At 45.8% G+C, this 17260-nt stretch carries 20 protein-coding genes; 1 reads left to right on the top strand and 19 read right to left on the bottom strand.

The window, feature by feature from the left end; all coding sequences use genetic code 11:
- The 13 genes from VIM72_RS26280 to VIM72_RS26220 form a co-directional block, all read right to left on the bottom strand.
- Positions 1–809 (bottom strand): STN domain-containing protein (locus VIM72_RS26280; RefSeq protein WP_332005795.1); only part of this gene is annotated, 809 nt, incomplete at its 3' end.
- A 307-nt stretch (positions 810–1116) separates the two neighbouring features.
- Positions 1117–2115 (bottom strand): FecR family protein, encoded by a 999-nt coding sequence (locus tag VIM72_RS26275; RefSeq protein ID WP_332005794.1) that lies wholly within the window; start codon positions 2113–2115, stop codon positions 1117–1119.
- Between the two features lie 83 nt (positions 2116–2198).
- Positions 2199–2795, bottom strand: a complete 597-nt coding sequence (locus VIM72_RS26270; RefSeq protein ID WP_332005793.1) for an RNA polymerase sigma-70 factor — start codon at positions 2793–2795, stop codon at positions 2199–2201.
- 160 nt (positions 2796–2955) lie between these two features.
- Positions 2956–3372 carry a DoxX family protein gene (locus VIM72_RS26265; RefSeq protein WP_332005792.1) on the bottom strand — a complete coding sequence of 139 codons (417 nt, stop codon included), beginning with the start codon at positions 3370–3372 and terminating at the stop codon, positions 2956–2958.
- Between the two features lie 109 nt (positions 3373–3481).
- Positions 3482–4657, bottom strand: a complete 1176-nt coding sequence (locus tag VIM72_RS26260; RefSeq protein WP_332005791.1) for an NRAMP family divalent metal transporter — start codon at positions 4655–4657, stop codon at positions 3482–3484.
- Entirely contained in the window at positions 4654–5430 is a 777-nt protein-coding gene (gene pxpA, locus VIM72_RS26255) for a 5-oxoprolinase subunit PxpA (RefSeq protein ID WP_332005790.1), read from the bottom strand. Before pxpA ends, VIM72_RS26260 begins: the two co-directional genes overlap by 4 nt.
- A complete protein-coding gene (locus tag VIM72_RS26250; protein WP_332005789.1) occupies positions 5406–6401 on the bottom strand; it encodes a biotin-dependent carboxyltransferase family protein in 996 nt (331 codons plus the stop codon). The genes pxpA and VIM72_RS26250 overlap by 25 nt, the downstream gene beginning before the upstream one ends.
- A 21-nt stretch (positions 6402–6422) precedes the next feature.
- On the bottom strand, positions 6423–7133 hold the full coding sequence (gene pxpB, locus VIM72_RS26245; protein ID WP_332005788.1) for a 5-oxoprolinase subunit PxpB: 711 nt from the start codon (positions 7131–7133) through the stop codon (positions 6423–6425).
- 60 nt (positions 7134–7193) lie between these two features.
- Positions 7194–7958: a hypothetical protein gene (locus tag VIM72_RS26240; RefSeq protein WP_332005787.1), complete on the bottom strand. Its 765-nt coding sequence runs from the start codon at positions 7956–7958 to the stop codon at positions 7194–7196.
- Between the two features lie 13 nt (positions 7959–7971).
- Positions 7972–8556, bottom strand: a complete 585-nt coding sequence (locus VIM72_RS26235; protein WP_332005786.1) for a hypothetical protein — start codon at positions 8554–8556, stop codon at positions 7972–7974.
- Positions 8557–8573: 17 nt separating this feature from the next.
- Positions 8574–8780, bottom strand: a complete 207-nt coding sequence (locus VIM72_RS26230) for a helix-turn-helix transcriptional regulator (protein ID WP_332005785.1) — start codon at positions 8778–8780, stop codon at positions 8574–8576.
- A gap of 644 nt (positions 8781–9424) precedes the next feature.
- Entirely contained in the window at positions 9425–9991 is a 567-nt protein-coding gene (locus VIM72_RS26225) for a dihydrofolate reductase family protein (RefSeq protein ID WP_332005784.1), read from the bottom strand.
- Positions 9992–10065: 74 nt separating this feature from the next.
- Positions 10066–10947 (bottom strand): NmrA family NAD(P)-binding protein, encoded by an 882-nt coding sequence (locus VIM72_RS26220; protein ID WP_332005783.1) that lies wholly within the window; start codon positions 10945–10947, stop codon positions 10066–10068.
- A gap of 96 nt (positions 10948–11043) precedes the next feature.
- Between VIM72_RS26220 and VIM72_RS26215 the strand changes: the two genes are divergently transcribed.
- Positions 11044–12015, top strand: a complete 972-nt coding sequence (locus VIM72_RS26215) for a GlxA family transcriptional regulator (RefSeq protein WP_332005782.1) — start codon at positions 11044–11046, stop codon at positions 12013–12015.
- A 124-nt stretch (positions 12016–12139) separates the two neighbouring features.
- Here VIM72_RS26215 and VIM72_RS26210 read toward each other — a convergent pair whose 3' ends face one another.
- From VIM72_RS26210 to VIM72_RS26185, 6 genes are all read right to left on the bottom strand, one after another.
- Positions 12140–12967, bottom strand: a complete 828-nt coding sequence (locus VIM72_RS26210; RefSeq protein ID WP_332005781.1) for an NAD(P)-dependent oxidoreductase — start codon at positions 12965–12967, stop codon at positions 12140–12142.
- Between the two features lie 68 nt (positions 12968–13035).
- Positions 13036–13899, bottom strand: a complete 864-nt coding sequence (locus VIM72_RS26205) for a helix-turn-helix domain-containing protein (RefSeq protein WP_332005780.1) — start codon at positions 13897–13899, stop codon at positions 13036–13038.
- Positions 13900–13989: 90 nt separating this feature from the next.
- The gene (locus VIM72_RS26200) at positions 13990–14898 is read right to left on the bottom strand and encodes a helix-turn-helix transcriptional regulator (protein ID WP_332005779.1); all 909 of its coding nucleotides are present in this window, start codon (positions 14896–14898) and stop codon (positions 13990–13992) included.
- Positions 14899–14994: 96 nt separating this feature from the next.
- A complete protein-coding gene (locus VIM72_RS26195) occupies positions 14995–15783 on the bottom strand; it encodes an SDR family oxidoreductase (protein WP_332005778.1) in 789 nt (262 codons plus the stop codon).
- A 160-nt stretch (positions 15784–15943) separates the two neighbouring features.
- Entirely contained in the window at positions 15944–16660 is a 717-nt protein-coding gene (locus tag VIM72_RS26190; protein ID WP_332005777.1) for a hypothetical protein, read from the bottom strand.
- An 8-nt stretch (positions 16661–16668) separates the two neighbouring features.
- On the bottom strand, positions 16669–17157 hold the full coding sequence (locus tag VIM72_RS26185) for a hypothetical protein (RefSeq protein WP_332005776.1): 489 nt from the start codon (positions 17155–17157) through the stop codon (positions 16669–16671).
- Positions 17158–17260: the final 103 nt, after the last annotated feature.

Raw genomic sequence — 17260 nt, 5'->3', positions numbered from 1 at the left:
CCGCTATTGATGGAATATTGCCCGCGTATTTTGATGGAAGTTCCGGAACCGGGTAACCCGTTCGACTGGGATACTTCCACACCGGCCATCCGGCCCTGCAAAGCGTTGATCACATTGCCAACGGGCTGGTCCTGTATGGTTTTGGAGTCTACCCTGGCGATGGAACCGGTGAGGTCTTTACGGGTAGAAGTACCATAACCGATCACCACTACTTCATTCAAACTTCCTGCAAGCGGCGAAAGCACTACTTTAACAGCGGTTTGATTGCCCAGGTCCATCTCCCTGGTTTTATAGCCGATATAGCTAAAGATAAACGTCTTAATGCCAGCCTCTGGCACCACGAGGTGAAACTGCCCATTCTGATCAGTAGCGGTACTTATGCTATTGTTGTTTTTTACTCTTACAGTAACCCCTGGGATAGGATCGCCGCTTTCATCTACCACAATACCAGATACCCGGATATCCTGTGCGGTGGGAGAAGCTGTTTTTTCTACGGGAGAAATTAAAATCTTATTGTTTAGCTCTGTTATCTTAAAATCCTTCGGATCAAACAGCAGGTCCAGGATTTCTTTAACGGAGTGTTTACCGAGCGGGAGACTGACATCTTTAAGACCGGAGAGATCTTTATTGCGATATACAAACCGGAAATCAGTTTGTTGTTCTATTTTTTTAATGGCTGAAAAAACGGATTCATTTTGAAGTTCTACCATCACTTCCACCCTCGAAGTGCTTTGCCCGTTGCCAGGCGTAGCCGATATCAGTTGAACAGTTGCAAAAGTGATAATAGCTGTAATCAGGCTTAAACGCATAATCTGACGAATTACATTTCGTGAGTTACTAAAAGCGGGAAGGTCTGGACAGACTTTTCCTCCCTCTGCTGGTTTTGCAGAAAATTTCATAATTTTAAATGTTTAAATGATTCTCCAAATTGTTTAACGATTTGCTCCAATTAGCGTTAGAGCAAAACAATTACAGCTCCCTGTTTAGCGACAGGGAGTTTCTGTCAGATACGCATGTGATATAATTCTTTCCTCATCCTTTTGGTTAATAATGATTAATTGCCAGTTTACCGGCTGATTGATTGGTTGATTTATGAGTTGGCTGGTTATTGATTTTCTAGTTATTACAATTTTTCCCGGTGATCATAATTTCGTCCGGTAAGATCTTATATTCTGCATCGTTAAAAGAAGTAATGACTTTCAGGATCTCATCAAGACTTTCCCCTTTCAGGAAGGTGGCCGTAAAGCGGCAGTTTTTCCCCTCATCGTTTAAAAAAGTGATCTTAACATTAAACTTTTGAGAAAGTATGGCAGCAGCCTGTTCCATCGTAATATTTTCAAAGAACAGGTCATTTTTCTGCCATTGTACAATTTCTTCCGCCGCTACTTTTACCAGGTCGGGCTTTTTATCATCCGTATGAAAAACCATCTGCTCATTGGGCGTAAGGATTCCCAATACTTTATGTTCATCCGCTACGCTCACTTTCCCGGTGGTGACTGTTACAATAATCCCGCTGTCCCCGTTCAGGGTTTTTATGTTAAATGCAGTTCCCAGTACCGTTGTTTTCAGTTTACCCGATTCTACTATAAACGGGCCGGCAGGATGAGGCTGTATCTCGAAATATCCCTCTCCATTCAGCTTCACCGTCCTGGTGGCGCCGGTGAATTGCTCAGGGTATTCCAGGGTGCTGTTGTTGTTCAATATAACGGTGCTTCCATCGGGCAGGACTATTTTTTTATGTTCAGACCTGGCCACCGCGTTCACCAGGGGTAAATGATCCGGGTTATGCGGACGATCAGAGAATTTTGAATAAAACAGCAGGGTACCGATGCAAAGGAGCACAGATGCAGCCGCCCATCCCATCCAGGGCCGGAATACCAGCAGGCGGGACCTTTTCGGCGGATTTACGATCTGTTCAAAGATCCGGTTGGCAGCCTTATCATCCAGTGTCATTAATGCCGATTCGTTGTCCCAGCTTTCGTTCATCAAAGCTTTTACCTCCTCCAGGTTACTTTGCTCCTGCAGCAGGAATTGCATCAGCTCCGCCTCTTCAACAGGCGTAATATCGTTGCCGGCATATTTCTTAATTAAATAGCCGATTCGTTCGTTTTCCATAAAATTCTTATATGAACGGTTGTTCAACACGCTCTATAATAGCTGACGAACGGGAATTAAAAAAGGAGTAGTGGGAGAAAAAATTATTTATAGATCCCGAGAAGTACCAGCGAGATCAATGACAAGGAGCTGCCATCTTTAAGATGTGCTTTCAGGTTTTTTATAGCTTCCCTTAAATGCACCTTTACTGTTAATGGGGAGATATTGAGTTGTTTGGCTACCTCTTTTTGCTTTAACCCGTCGATGTAACACATCTGGTAAACGAGTTTCTGCTGTTTCGGCAACTGGTCTATTGCCATGGCCATATATGCCCGGGAATCTTTAAGCATAATATCTTCCTCGGTGGCATTATCGAGGTCCGACCATTTTTGTTGGGTATCGTTGGCGGTTTTATAATCCAGCGCCCGTTTCCTCAGCGCGTCAAAGGTAAGGTTGTTGGTCACTGTCCTGATAAATCCCCCGAAATTGCTGATTCCCGGTAAGCTGTCTCTTTTTACCCAGATCTTCAGGAACACCTCCTGTACAATCTCTTCGGAAAGCTCTTTTGATTTCAGGTACCGGAAGGCATAGGTAAACACCCGGTTGCCATAGGCGTCAAAAATTAGGCGAAATGCTTGCTGATCACCACCTGCTATTTTTAATAATAGTGATTTATCATCCCCCAAATCTCTGTTTTGCATACGTAAAGTTAATACTTTAGCGATAAATTTTCGCAGGGGATAACATATTGGGGGATCCGCCGGAAAGAAGGTATCAAAAACAATTTGAATGGCATGAACATCGCGCTAGCGAAATTTCAGATAAAAATTATTTTTGATACGCCTTCTTCCTTTTTTGAATTTACAACTCAGCAGCATATCCTCCTCTCCAGGCAAACTCCTCCTTCAAACCAGGATACATTTTCCGGAACATCACGTAGGTTACGCTTACCATTACAAACGCAATCACCGCATCCAGCGTTGCCGGCAAACCCAGTACGGCGAGTTTTGAGCCAAAGGCAAAAATGATATCGAAAAATATCCCGGCAAATACCCATTCTTTTAGCCGGAGCAGTTTACCGGGTGTTAAAAGCACGGCAACACCCGATAACTTGAAAACACCAAGTAAATAAATGAAATGCGCAGGGTATCCCAATTGCTGTGTAATGCCCCACACCACAGGGTTCCCGGTGATCTCAAAAAAGCCGCTTGCTCCAAACCATAAAGAGGTGAGTACGGCGCCTATCCAATAAATTGTTGTTACTGTTTTCTGTGTCATGACTGGTAGATTTAGTGTTAATGATGACACAAAATTGCTGCAGGAAAAGGGAAGCATCCAGTCATTTTAGGGTGAAACGGACAAAGTGAGGCGCTGATCAGACAATTGGTTACTTTAACCAATTCACGATGGTAATGCCACCGAGATATCCCATAATAAGCACTACCAGCCATCCTGCCAGCTGCATCCATACCGGGTGCCGGTAATGCTGCAGCAGCCTGGCGCTGTTGGCCGCTACCAACACCACTGCCAGGGCAACCGGCAGAATAAGCCCATTAAGCGCGCCTGCCATCAGCAATAGTTGTACAGGATTACCTGCCAGTACAAAAACGACCGTAGAGAAAAGTATAAAAATACTGATGAGCCAACGCTCATTGGCTGCGATAAAAGGATGGAAAGTTTTCAGGAAAGAAACGGAAGTATAAGCTGCGCCTACTACCGAAGTAATGGCAGCGCTCCACATAACGATCCCAAAGAAGCGGTAGCCGATCTCTCCTGCCGCTATCCGGAACACAGATGCGGGTGGATTGCCGCTGTCCAGCACCGCGCCCTGCATAATAATCCCCAGGGCGGCCAGGAACAGCAGTACGCGCATAACAGCGGTGATAATAATACCACTTACGGCACTACGGTTAACAAAGGGTATCTGCGTGGTGCCACTGATACCGGCATCCAGCAACCGGTGCGCGCCGGCAAAACTGATGTACCCTCCCACTGTTCCGCCCACCAGGGTAACAATGGCTTTTGTATCAATCACCGCCGGCCATACGCTTTGCCGCACCGCCTGCATCACAGGCGGATGAGAACTCACTGCTACATACAATGTGAGCAACACCATAAGGATACCCAGCCAGCGGGTGAACTGATCCAGCACATTACCTGCTTCCTTCATCCAGAAGATAAACAACGAGATACCACAGCTCAGTAATGCCCCGTAAACAGTATCCATACCGGTAAGCACCTGTAGTCCCAGGCCGCAGCCGCCTATATTGGCAATATTAAAGGCCAGGCCGCCAATCAGCACCAAAGCCGCCAGCACATAGCCCAGACCGGGCAGCAGCGCGTTCGCCAGATCCTGCGCACGGTACCCCGAAACAGTGAGCACCCGCCAGATATTCAGCTGGGCGCCGATATCCAGCAATACAGATATCAGTATTACAAATCCAAAAGACGCCGCCAGTTGCTGCGTAAATACGGTTGTTTGTGTAAGGAAACCGGGGCCGATGGCAGAAGTGGCCATGAGAAAGGCGGCGCCCAGCAGTACGGAAGATTTTTGTTTGCTCAAGGCCTTTGTATAGTTAATTGGTGATCACGTAATGCCGTGTTGATGGTGCGCGCAAATGCCACGGCATGAGCGCCGTCGCCATGTATGCAGATCGTTTCCGCGGTTATCGGAATCGTATGCCCGTTAATGGTAGTTACCTTTTGCGTGGTGACCATCTGCAGCACCTGTGCAATGGCCAGCTCTTCTTTTTCAATCAACGCGCCGGGATGTGAGCGGGGCGTAAGGGATCCGTCGTCCTGGTAGGTCCGGTCGGCAAATACTTCGCTGGCCGTTGGTAGTCCCGCTTCCCTGGCAGCCGTGATCAGCCAGCTGTTACTGAGCCCGAAAAAACAAAGGCGGGGGTCCACATCTTTCACCGCTTTCACGATCACCCGCGCCATAGCCTGCGATCTGGCGGCCATGTTATACAGAGCGCCATGTGGCTTTACATGCCTCATAGCAGTGCCCAGCGATTTGCAGACCAACTGCATGGCATAGAGTTGCGTGGTAATAAGCTCATATAATGCCTGATCTGAAAGCTGCTGTTCTGTTCTGCCAAAATTCTCCTTATCGGCAAACCCCGGATGGGCGCCAATAGCTACCTTATTTTCAAGCGCCAGCGTGGCGGTATGCAGCATGGTATCATGATTGCCCGCATGATAACCACAGGCAATATTTGCACTGCTGATAAAAGGCATAATGGCGGCATCGTTGTCCAGCCCCTCTCCCATGTCACAGTTAAGATCTATACAATGCATAATAATAGTTGTTAAGCAGGCTGCTGTTGCAGCCATTCTTCCAGTCGTAATTTACAGGCATTTTGAAGAAGGTGCAAGTCCTGTTCCTGTTTCCACAACTTTGCCATCGCAGCTTTTTCGTCGGTCATACTGAAATGCAGCTCCTGCTGCGGCATATGTTGTGCAAGGGCAGGCATATCTGCGGTGATCACATGCGCCAGCCTGGCGTATCCACCGGTGGTCTGATGATCTGCCATCAATATAATGAGCTGCCCATCGGGCAGCAGCTGTATAGTGCCTCTTGTGATGCCGGCAGATAGTTGTTCCTTCTGCGGTTGAATGGCCAGCGGCGGGCCATTCAGGCGAAAACCCATACGGTCGCTTTGTTCTGTTAACCTGAATGCAGCACTGGTAAATTGCTTACGGGCGTTCTCCTGTAACAGGCTCCATTGACTGCCAGGTAACGTGTGTATGAGGCTTTTTGTAGTGTACAGGTGGTTTACATCGGCGGTCCATGGTAATGCTACGGCTTCTTTGCCCCGCAGCCACGATGGAGGAATACTGCCTGCCTTAAAATGCAACCGGTCATTTTTTTTCAGTGAACGGCCTTCCACACCGCCGGCGCCGGCCTTTAAGTGGGTGCTGTAGCTTCCCAGCCAGGGCTGTAGTACAAGCCCGCCCTTTACCGCCAGGTAGCAGCGCGCACCGGAAACGGGCCTGCTGAAACGCAATACGGTTTGCCTGCTCACCAGTACCGGCCTGTTGATATCCAGTGGCCTGCCATTGATAACAGCGCCAAAATCAGCACCGGATAAGGCTATCATGGCATCTGTTTCAAAGAGGAAAGCAGATGCGGGAAAATGTAATTCAATCGCCGCTTCATACATATCGTTTCCTACGAGGCTGTTGGCTACGGCAAGCGCTACACGGTCCATAGCGCCACCGGGATTAATGCCCAGGTGCTGGTAACCGTACCGTCCTGCATCCTGGATGGTATCCATCAATCCTTGTTGTACTACCTGTATCAATGTCTTATGCTGTTAAATGTATCAAATAGTATGCGTCATCTCCCGGAAGTCGGCCAACGATACCGGTATAAACTTTACCTGATCGCCAGGCCCGCAATAGCAGGGATTTTCTGCAGCGGCATCAAATAACTGCAGGGGGGTACGGCCAATAATATTCCAGCCTCCCGGTGATTCCTGGGGGTATATCCCTGTTTGTGCGCCGGCAATCCCTACACTTCCGGCCGGCACTTTTACACGGGGATGTTTTAACCGGGGCGTTACCAGCTGGTCGTGCACCTTGCCCATATAAGGAAAGCCAGGCAGGAAGCCCAACATGTACACCGTATAGGTTTGTGCGGTATGCAATGCTATGATCTGCTCCGGCGGGATATTTTTTCGTTCAGCCATTACCGGTAGATCAGGTGCAAGGGAAGGATGATAACATACCGGTATCTCCAACAGGCGTGACGGACCAGGAGCAACGGCAGATGCGTTGTTCAGTGTTGCGGTGATCAGGTTACTGATGGTTTCAACGGTGTAACCATGCTGTTCCCGGTACAGCAACACCGCATCATATACAACGGTTAAAGAGGCATATGCCGGGATGATATCCAGGATATAAGACTTCCTCAGTTGGCGCAACCCGTGGAATGCCTGCATTACCTGGCGATGGATTTCGCCGCCAATCTGCTGTTCCCATTCAATAATAACGGCCCGGTCGCCCAATGGAGATATACGGTAGTTGCTGTGCATATGTTGATGAAGATAACAACTTTAAAACATATTGCACATCAACGGGATTTCATTTTTTTCTTAATACCAGTCCAGCTCTTTCAGTTTTACGGTACCGGAAAGATTGATGGAAGTTAACCGGCAATTATCGCAGTCGAATGTTTCCAGTTCAGCAAGCCCCCTGATATCTACGGATGGGATCAGGTTGTCGGCCGCCCTGAAAAAACGTAAACCCGGTATTTTGGTAAGATCCATGTGATGTGCGATCTGGTTACGACGGATCCATATGTCTTTCAGGGCAGGGCAATTATCAAATTTAAGCTCACGAAGTTCGTTGGTATGGGCATGCAGTTCCACCAGCTCTGTTAAATTACTTACATCCAACCGTGTGATCTCATTAAAACCTATGCTCAGGACCTGTAACTTTTTCAAACCGGAAACATCAATGGTTTTGAGCTTGTTTTTATGGCAACTGATATCTAAAAGATTGACGCAGCCCTTTACATTGAGTTGTTCGATGACATTATCAAAACCGTAAATATATTTCAGTTTGGTCATGCCCGATACATCCACCATCCTGGTTTTATTCTGATAAATACCTAAGTCCTCCACATTGGAAAAGCTTTTAATGCCTTCCAGGGAAGTGATACCGGCATTGTCCACGTAAAGAACGGTCACCTTTTGGGCTTCCGACAACTGGATCTCTCCATCTCCATTGAGATCAAACCCTTTGTTGATAAGTGCCTGCTTGAAATTGGGATCAGGGATTTTTACAATTTGCGCCTGTGCGCCGTAAGTGAAACATGACATTAACAGCGCTGCTGTGGTGATTATTCTGGTAAACATAAGGTGTTCAGGTTTAGAGGTTAACATTCAGTACTTGTCCGCTACCGGTGAGCTCCACAATAGTAGTGTGGTCTTCCACCGTTTGATACAGCTCCCTGCCGTTTTCCATTATCGGCCTGTCGTAAGAGGAGATTTGTATACCAAGTCCGTTGGTGGTGGTGACGGTTTCTGTACCTACCTGTTTTTTTACATTCGCCACTTTGGTTTGATAAACGGTAGTATGTAAAAAATATTTCCCGGGATTCAGTCCTGTAAATTCAAAAGAGCCATCTTGTTTGTTAATGAGGGTTAAGATCCTGTAACTGTTAGCTTCTTCCGACATAAAAATTGATTTCTTTTCTTTCTTATCCTTCTTCTTTAATTCATACCATTCCATAAAATATTCAGTGCAGGGATACAAAGTAACAACGTTGTGCATGTAATTACTCTTTTGTGTCATTTGCCCTTTTATGGAAGCCTTTCCGTCCGATGCAATCATGCGTTCGGCTTCGGCTTTATTGAATGTTGCTTTAGGATAGATGATTCTATTTTTCTGTGCATTCACAATAAGGGACAATCCTGTGAGGGCAACGCTTAGAATGAGACACCGGTATTTCATATAAAATATATTTTACGCTATTCTTTTTTGTACGCTAAAATATCACCTGGCTGACAATCGAGTATCCTGCATATCGCTTCCAATGTATCAAAACGAACACCTTTGGCCTTTCCTGTTTTTAAAATAGAAAGGTTGACAGTTGTTATTCCTAACTTTTCCGCCAGTTCTTTGCTCTGCATCTTGCGCCGGGCAAGCATTACATCTAAATTGATTATAATCGGCATACTAAATAAAAAGATCTTGATCTCTCTGTAAATTCAATCCCTGCCTGAAAATATTCGCCAGTAACAAGCTGAATATTCCCAACATAAAATGAACAAAAACCAGTAGCCATATTGTAGGGTTTACTTCAACAAAAATGGCCGAGATAACAGTCAGCGGTAATGGTATAAACACATTGGCAACATAAAAATATCTGAGCCTGGCTAAATTTTCCAACGTAAAATACCTGGGCTGAAAGAATATCCTGAACACTCTTGCCGATAGCAAAAAGAAAAAACCATACAGCAGCAACGGCATCAAAAAAGAGAAAACTTTGTATGCCGTATTGTTCTCAATATTGAGAAAAGGTGTGACTGTAAAAGGGAAGTTAATATGCAGATAGCTATTATCTTCATAAGGCGTAATGCCGCTGCCGGTAAGCAGGCAGAATACTGAATACAACGTTGTCGCCAGGTATCCTGTTGCCAGCAGGCAACATACAACAAACAAAGTTTGGGATATGATCTTCGTATGATTCATCAACCAGATAATTAAACACAATAGCCATACAAAGCTATAGTTAATTATCGTAAAACGATAAATATCAAATAAAAATTTTATTTTTCAGTGTCGGGAGATTTAGCCATACCTATAATTGTTGTTTGGATTAAAAAGATGGTGATTTGCGATAGTGAAGGATCTGCACGCCCGAGGTCAGTGACCGGCTGTCAACAAATTGAAGCGGTTGCCGTTCAGGCAAACCCTCCCGGGCAAACATACGGCTATTACCACCGCCTGCAATCACCGGTTGTACCGAAAAGTAATATTCGTCTACAATTCCCAGTCGGGTTAGCTCGCCGACAAGTCCCGGGCTGCCGATCGTCAGCAGATTTTTATCGCTGCCGGTTTTCATTTGATCGATGAGCTCAACATCCAATGTTTTAATACGGGAATTTGCCCAGGTTGTTTCCTTCAACATGGTTGAAAAGGCAATTTTGTCTATATCATTCAGCGCCTGGGCCATCCGCCGTTGCGATTCAGCGCTTCCAGGATTGGTTAGTACCGCAGGCCAGATCTGCTGGAACAATTCAAAGCTTCCACGGCCAAAGCCAACGGTGTGTGCCTCTGCAAGCAGCGTGTGTACGAATTCATGGAATTCGGCATTGGCATTAACATACTGGCTGTCAAAAAAGCCGTCAAGGGTAACGTTGATCAGTGAAATGAGTTTTCCCATGTATTTTGTTTTTGGGTATTTTATTGTGAATAATATTTACGCATTAGCTGTTGTATGGCTGCGGATCTTATTTATCATTGACTAAAAATTGCTGCATGCTGTTCTGCAAATTCTGAAAAGGTTGTTGGCTTTAAGCGGAACAGCTCATGCGTGCTGAGATCGACAATCGCTTCCGGGTTACGAACCCGCTCAGCCGTTTGTGCCTCAAGCGCATCAAGAAAGTAATCCGGCAAGCCTGCTGCCGATAGCATGGTTTTCCGCTCGCTCCAGGCCACCGGCACATAACGGATCGCTTTACCTGCAACACGGGACAAGATATCGGCGATATCGGACATGGATAAGGTTTCGGGGCCGGTAAGGCGTAGCGAAGTGCCGGTGTATCCGCCTTCGGCCAGCAAGGCCGCCGCAACTCCGGCAACATCACGCAGGTCAACCGGCGACATACGGATCGATTCCAGAGGTAGACGCAGTTCGCCGCTTCGGCTAATCGCTGTCGCCTCGCGCAGATATACCTGCATAAACTGGCTTGGGCGCAGGTGCGTCCACTGCAGACCGGACTGCTCCAGGTAATCTTCGATCTGTTCATGTTCGCGCGTAAACCGGAATCGTTGCGGATCGTAACCCCGCTGCGCCTCTTCTCCGGAAAATTTTAACACATGACGTACACCAGCCTCTTTACAGGCATCGATAAAAGTGCATTGTGTTTCTACCATGCGATCATTTGCAGATGAAATCAGCAAAGCGCGCTCCACACCATCCAGTGCAGTCTTCAATGTGTCCTTTACAAGCATATCACCCGTGAGCCATGTTACACCGGGAAGCGCTGCCAGATCATTTACTTTGGTACTGTTGCGCACGAGGGCGCGGACTGCCTGACGCCTGGCAGCCAGCGCCTGCAGGATCAGGGTACCACTTTGGCCCACCGCACCGCTGATCAGGATGTTGATGTTTTTCATAAAAGCAAAATTAGAGTGCCCGATGGTCTTCAACAGGGTGTACATTTAGCAATTTCAGGGGGTATTTGTTCAAACTTTGAGTCCTATCTTAGCATCATGAAACGGGTAATTTTTTTGATTGCAGATGGCGTTTTGAAACCAAGCAGTCTTTTTAACACCATTGAGATATTCGAGAAAGCCAATGAGTTCCAGGTGCAGCGTACCGGCAAGCCTTATTATGATATCCGGCTCGCCGGAACCAATTTAAAGCAACCCCTGGTGAATGGCTTGTTCACTCTCCGGATAGCATCACTAAAGACTGCTGATAAAGCTGACCTCGTCATTTTGCCAGGTTTTGCCGAACAGGACGACTTTGGTATCCGCAAGAGCCGCAAAGCACTGGATTGGGTGATTGAACAGTACCAGGCGGGCGCCGAGGTAGCCAGTTTGTGTACCGGTACATTCCTGTTGGCCGCTACTGGTCTGTTGGAAGGAAAGCCCTGCGCAACACATTGGAAAGCGGAGGCTTATTTTCGTCAGCTTTTCCCCGAATTAAAATTGCATACCAATAAAATCGTAACAGACCAACAAGGTGTCTATACGGCAGGTGGGGCTATATCCAGCTTAAACCTGGCGCTGTACATTATCGAAAAATATAATGGCCGTGAAACAGCATTATATTGCGCCCGGGTATTACAAATCGATATCGATCGCAATTCCCAATCGCCATTTATAATATTCGAGGGCTTAAAGGATCATAAAGATGAGGCGATACGCAGCATTCAGAAGTTCATCGAGCAAAATATCGAAGACCGGCTGACCGTGGAACAGCTGGCGATGTTAAGTGCAATGGACCGGATCAATTTTACCCGGCGCTTCAAAAAAGCCACACAACTATCGCCAGCAGATTACATACAGCGGATTAAAATGGAAAACGCCAAGCGGCTTTTTGAATCAACGGGCATGCAGATCAATGAAGTGATGTATAAAGTAGGCTACATTGATATCAAAGCTTTCCGTGAAACCTTTAAAAAAATTGCAGGAATGACGCCGGGTGATTATCGTAATAAATTCAATAAGATCATCTAAAGAAATGATGTAATGCTACATCCGATCCTTTTTGCAAAGAATTTATAGAAAGAGAATTCTCTTTCATAATTGTAAGCAAATCAAGGAATGATCTATAATCGTTTCGACGGGTTGTATCCTGGCGTCAGAGTAGTTTTTCTTCAACCGCCTGGTACACTGTTCTGACGGACGGCCGAAAGCCTAAGCTTCGTGCAAGAGAACTGTCTGCGTGGAGATACCAGGGATTTATCAGGGGCTCAGAGGATGACGCCATAGGTTGCCCTATAATTTTTAACAGCTCATAGAGTGACATTGGCGCCTCGTCCGATATATTAACAATGCGGCCATCCATCCTCCCCTCCAGGGCTATCTTCATTGCCGTGTAAATGTCCCGGTGATGAACCGTACTCATTTTCATAGCCGGATGAAAATTGGCTGCTAATACATGCCTGGGAAGTTCTTCAAGGTGGCCGTCACCATCGCCGTACACAAACGGGAAGCGCATAATGGTCCATTTCAACCCGCTCTCACGTAGCGCATTTTCGGCGGCTACTTTGCTGGCGGGATAGGCATGTTGTGGGTTGAGCGGATCATCCTCCCGGCCGGGATGCGGATTATCGATGTTATATACATGGCTGGTACTTGCCATGATGAAGCGCACTCCGGGTGCATTTTTCTTTGCTGCATCGATCAGGTTACGTGTTCCTTCAAGGTTGCTTTTCCAAATCAGATCAGTGTCAGATGAGCGGAATACTGCCGCAAGGTGAATGATCGCTGTTGTGTCTTTTACAACTTGTTCAAGGCTTTCTACATTAAAAAGGTCGCCTTCAACGGCTATTGCACCAGTCGCAACCTCTTTTCCACGTACCAATGCAGTACACATGTAGCCCGATTCTACCAGTCTGCGCAGAAGGCGCGAGCCAACAAGGCCAGTTGCCCCAGTCACCAGGATTTTACCAGATTGTCTGTTCATAATTTCAATATTTTTATGAACACAAATGTCCGGTTAATCAATTGGCGGGACCCGCACAAAAACCGCTTTTATTCGGACAAATCCTGGTAAAAAGCTGCCACAGTTTTGCCTGTGATCTTCTTAAACAAGCGGGAAAAATAACCGGGGTCGTTAAATCCGAGCTGATAAGCCAGCTCTTTAACAGAAGTATTCTGCTCATGGTGTATACGGCGCATTGCCTCCAATATCAGGCGTTGGGTTATAAACTCTTTGGGTGAAAGACCCGAGTGTTTTTTTACAATACGATATAAAGAGTCGTCCCCGAGAGCCAGCTTCTCTGCAATAGTGGTTATGGAAGGCTGACCGGCAAAATTAGACTCAACAAACATTTTGAACTCGATAAATTTATCAACTTCCTGACCGGTTGGCCTTTTCTGCGACCTGAAATAGGCTAAATTGATTTCTGTAAGCATGCTGTTCAGATATGCTACGATAAGGTCAGGGTCGCCATCAGCGGTAGACAGCAGATCTGATAGTATTGCCAATATGGCCTGTAGCCGGTGCGCAGCGCCGGGCAATAAACGGACCTTTTGCTGGTTGAGGGGATTAAGCAGGAAAGGAAATTTCCCTGGCATGCGGTAAAGGCATTGATCATCGAAGCCCAGCTTGTAATAATCCCTTCCGTGTAAGTTTGAAGGAGACTCCTGAAACTGATTTGGGAGAGAGAACAGCACTTCATTCTTTCCCACTCCGAACTTTTCTCCGTCGATGCTATATTGACAATGACCTTCAAAAACGAATAGGAAGAAATAGTATGACAGGCGCTTGCTACTTTGATAATTTTTAGATGCTTCTCCGGACAAATGGCCAAAAGTCGGTGACACCACCCGTATGGGTAATTTACTATTCTGGCTAAAGTCCGGCGGCAGCCGAAGTTTGTTTTCCTTGTCCATGATCACCGGTTCGTTGATGTATATAAAAATACAGCTTCCTGTTTACATTGCCAGCTGAAAAATAACTGGTCCCGGGGATGCGGTAATCAGTTAGTTGAACGATTGCCGGAAGCCCAACGGGCTTTGGTTTGTTTTACTTTTAAATAATTTGTTGAATGATTGTGGATGTTCAAAACCCAGCTTGTAGGCAATTTCACTAACCGATAGCCCGGTGCCGGAAAGAAGCTCCTTTGCCTTTTCAATCAGTTTTTCGTGAATCATTTGCTGGGTCGTTTGCCCCGTTAGTTGTTTAAGCAGACTTCCTAAATATTTAGGTGATAAATTTAGCTTGCCTGCTATATCCTGTACGGTGGGTAGCCCCGAAGCGAGCAGGTCGGTGTTATTGAAATAATCCGTTAGTTCCTCTTCTAACCGGTTTAAAATATGGTGATTGGTTATTTTTCGTGTGATGAACTGACGCTGATAGAAGCGTTCGGCGTAGTTCAGCATCGTTTCCAGATAAGAAATGATGATATCCTGACTGAATTTGTCAATATTGGAATGATATTCATTCCGGATATTTTTAACCAGGTCGTTAATCACAGCTTCTTCTTTCTCAGCGAGGAACAGCGCCTCATTGGCAGCATAACCGAAGTAATCATATTTCTTAATCTTTTTGGCCAGCGATGTATTCCATAGAAAGTCGGGATGCACAAACAGCATCCAGCCGTCCAGGTTGGGCGGCACGCCGTTTTCTTCGCCACGTAAAACTTGTCCGGGAGAAAGAAATGCCATCAGACCTTCACTAAAATCATACTTCTGTTGCCCGTAATATAAACCGTCACAGCCTCTTTTCATGGATATCACATACAGGTCAAATACTACAGCGTTAATGCCCGTATCGTTTCTCAGCCCTTTCAGATCAACGATGCTGATAAGGGGGTGATGAGGTTTCGCCAGCCCCATCAGGCGATGTATCTCTGATATAGATGCTATTCTGTAAGGACTTGAATTAGCCATTTTGTAAGTTAATTTATTTTCTAAACAGATACGTCAATCAAATCATAATGTATGGCATTGCTAAAAATGGTATTTCCATCAGGGCCAAAGAAAGTGCTAAGACTCCGGGTTACGGGTAAGCTGCCTGAACTTTTCAAATTCCCGGTGCCCGTAATTCATTAATGTACCAGGCATGATTCGACTTACGAACTTTATAAGTCTGACGAGGGTAGGTTTGATTTCACTGTTATCATTTTGAATGCCCCGGATAGCTATCTTCACCAGCTTATCCACATCCATCATTTGACCGGGATTAGGTTGCAGCACCCAGTTATTCTGGAGGTTGGTTTTCACCCCTGGCGGTATCAGTTCAAGCACTTTCACACCGGTGTCTTTCAGCTGGAGCCTGAGTGCCATTGTGAACGCATGTACCCCGGCCTTGGAAGCACTGTATACCGGGGCGGTGGAATACGCCATAAAAGCAATGGCCGATGAAACATTGACAATGGCAGCAGACTGCTTTTTTATTAAGTGCGGCAAAAACTGATGAGTGGTCCGGATGGTACCTGATAGATTAATATCAATTTCACGGGTGAGATCTTCAAGCTGCATTGACGTCTCCTGCATATCAATCAGCCGCATTTCTCCGGCATTGTTAATGAGTATGTTCAATTCCGGGAACATTGCGGTGACGTCATTGTAGAGTTGCCTTATGTTGTCCGGTTTGCTTATGTCACTTTGAAATGTGTGAACACTCGGGAAGCGCCTTTTCGTTTCGTTAAGAGCGGTGGAATTACGTCCGGTCACGATAACCTGCGCGCCGATTTCAGTCAGTTGCCGGACAAGTTCCAATCCTATTCCGCTGGTTCCTCCCGTAACAAGTATGGTACTGTTTTTCAAATCCATGATATTGCCGTTTTGTTACAGCAAAGTTCCGTAACAAATGATCAGCGGAAGTATCCAAAAGTCGCAATGTTGTAGTTAAAAGGTAGAAAGAGAGGGCTCAGCACCGGTTTTTCAGTACTATCTGCTATCGTTCATACGAATTCCGGGAAACATTCCCCTGTTATTTCAGATGCTCATCCAGATAGTTTTTCAGATCGGTTACATAGCTGTCATAAAAGTCCTCGATAATTCTTTTGTTAACGGGATTCACGATTTTTCCATCCTGGTCAAAAACGCTCTCAGGGTAAGCCAAACCTTTATGGGCTTTGGGTTGCACAAACTCGTATACATTAAAGGGTAAACCATTCTCAGTAATTACCACAAAATCCCGACTGATCCTAAACTGAGCATTCCCATACAAAGACGAATAAATATCATTTAACGGGCTTATATATATACCGATCTGACCGGCCTTAATATTTCCATCTGTACCAAATGCTAATGCAATACGCGTTTTCGATACAAGGTTGGCCTTGCACTGCACCGTATCCCCAATTGTTGCAAAATCACCATATTTAATAAATATCCCGTCGCCATTATCCGTTTCCTGAAGGGCATCAACCCACAGACCTTTTCGCTCCTTTATATATTTTAGCACAGCCTGCATCAGCTGGGGAATTGTCCTGCCTTTATACTCCAGTATAACATAAGGCTGGTCATTTAACGGCCGTATTACACCAAAATAATCTGGCTCTGTTCTGGCCCGAAATTCCTTCGCCTTTCCGGACGCTACGGTCCTTATCTCAAAATATTTCCCCTGAGAAAATGAGCTTTTCGAAATCAGCGTGGAAACTAATATGGCTATAAATGCGGGGATGTATGTATGAGCAAACTTCATGATTCACGTCAGTTATAGGTTTCGGTAACATTAGTAATAATACCTTCCTTACTTACGTACACATTAGTGCTACGTATATTCTGCCGTACCCAGCGTGTGTCTTCCGCCGCTACTGTTGTGGTATTTGATTGTAATACAACCCCTCCCTGGGTAGTGAGACTTTCAGTGATGCTGTATCCGGGTTTATAGGTCCCGCCGGTAGAATAACTGGTGGTCTCATACACTACAATCTGGCCACCATTCTCGTCTGGAAAACTTCTGGTTGGAGCACCCCATTTTTTATAAAGATCTGAAAGTTTCGCACCTATCCACGATCGTCTCCATTGATCTTTATTGTACTTGCTTCGCTGCATTTCCGTGAACAACCTGTCCGACTCTAACCGTTCTTCAATAGCTGCCTGCAACTTCTTATCCACCTTTTTTTGCTGTGCAAATAGCGGTGTTACATAAGAAAGGAGAAAAGCAAGAACGGCGCTACAAACAAGGGAATGTTTCATAACCTATTTTTCACGAAGGTAATTCACATTCAATTTTGATGAAATCCCAGAAAACTGGGATTTCATCAAAAAGGATACGTTTTTGCAATATGCGGCCGGATAA

It is taken from the genome of Chitinophaga sp., from assembly GCF_036569185.1.
Taxonomy (GTDB): domain Bacteria; phylum Bacteroidota; class Bacteroidia; order Chitinophagales; family Chitinophagaceae; genus Chitinophaga.
The sequence above is the reverse complement of the archived record's forward strand: the minus strand, read 5'-3'. Positions and strand labels throughout refer to the sequence as shown.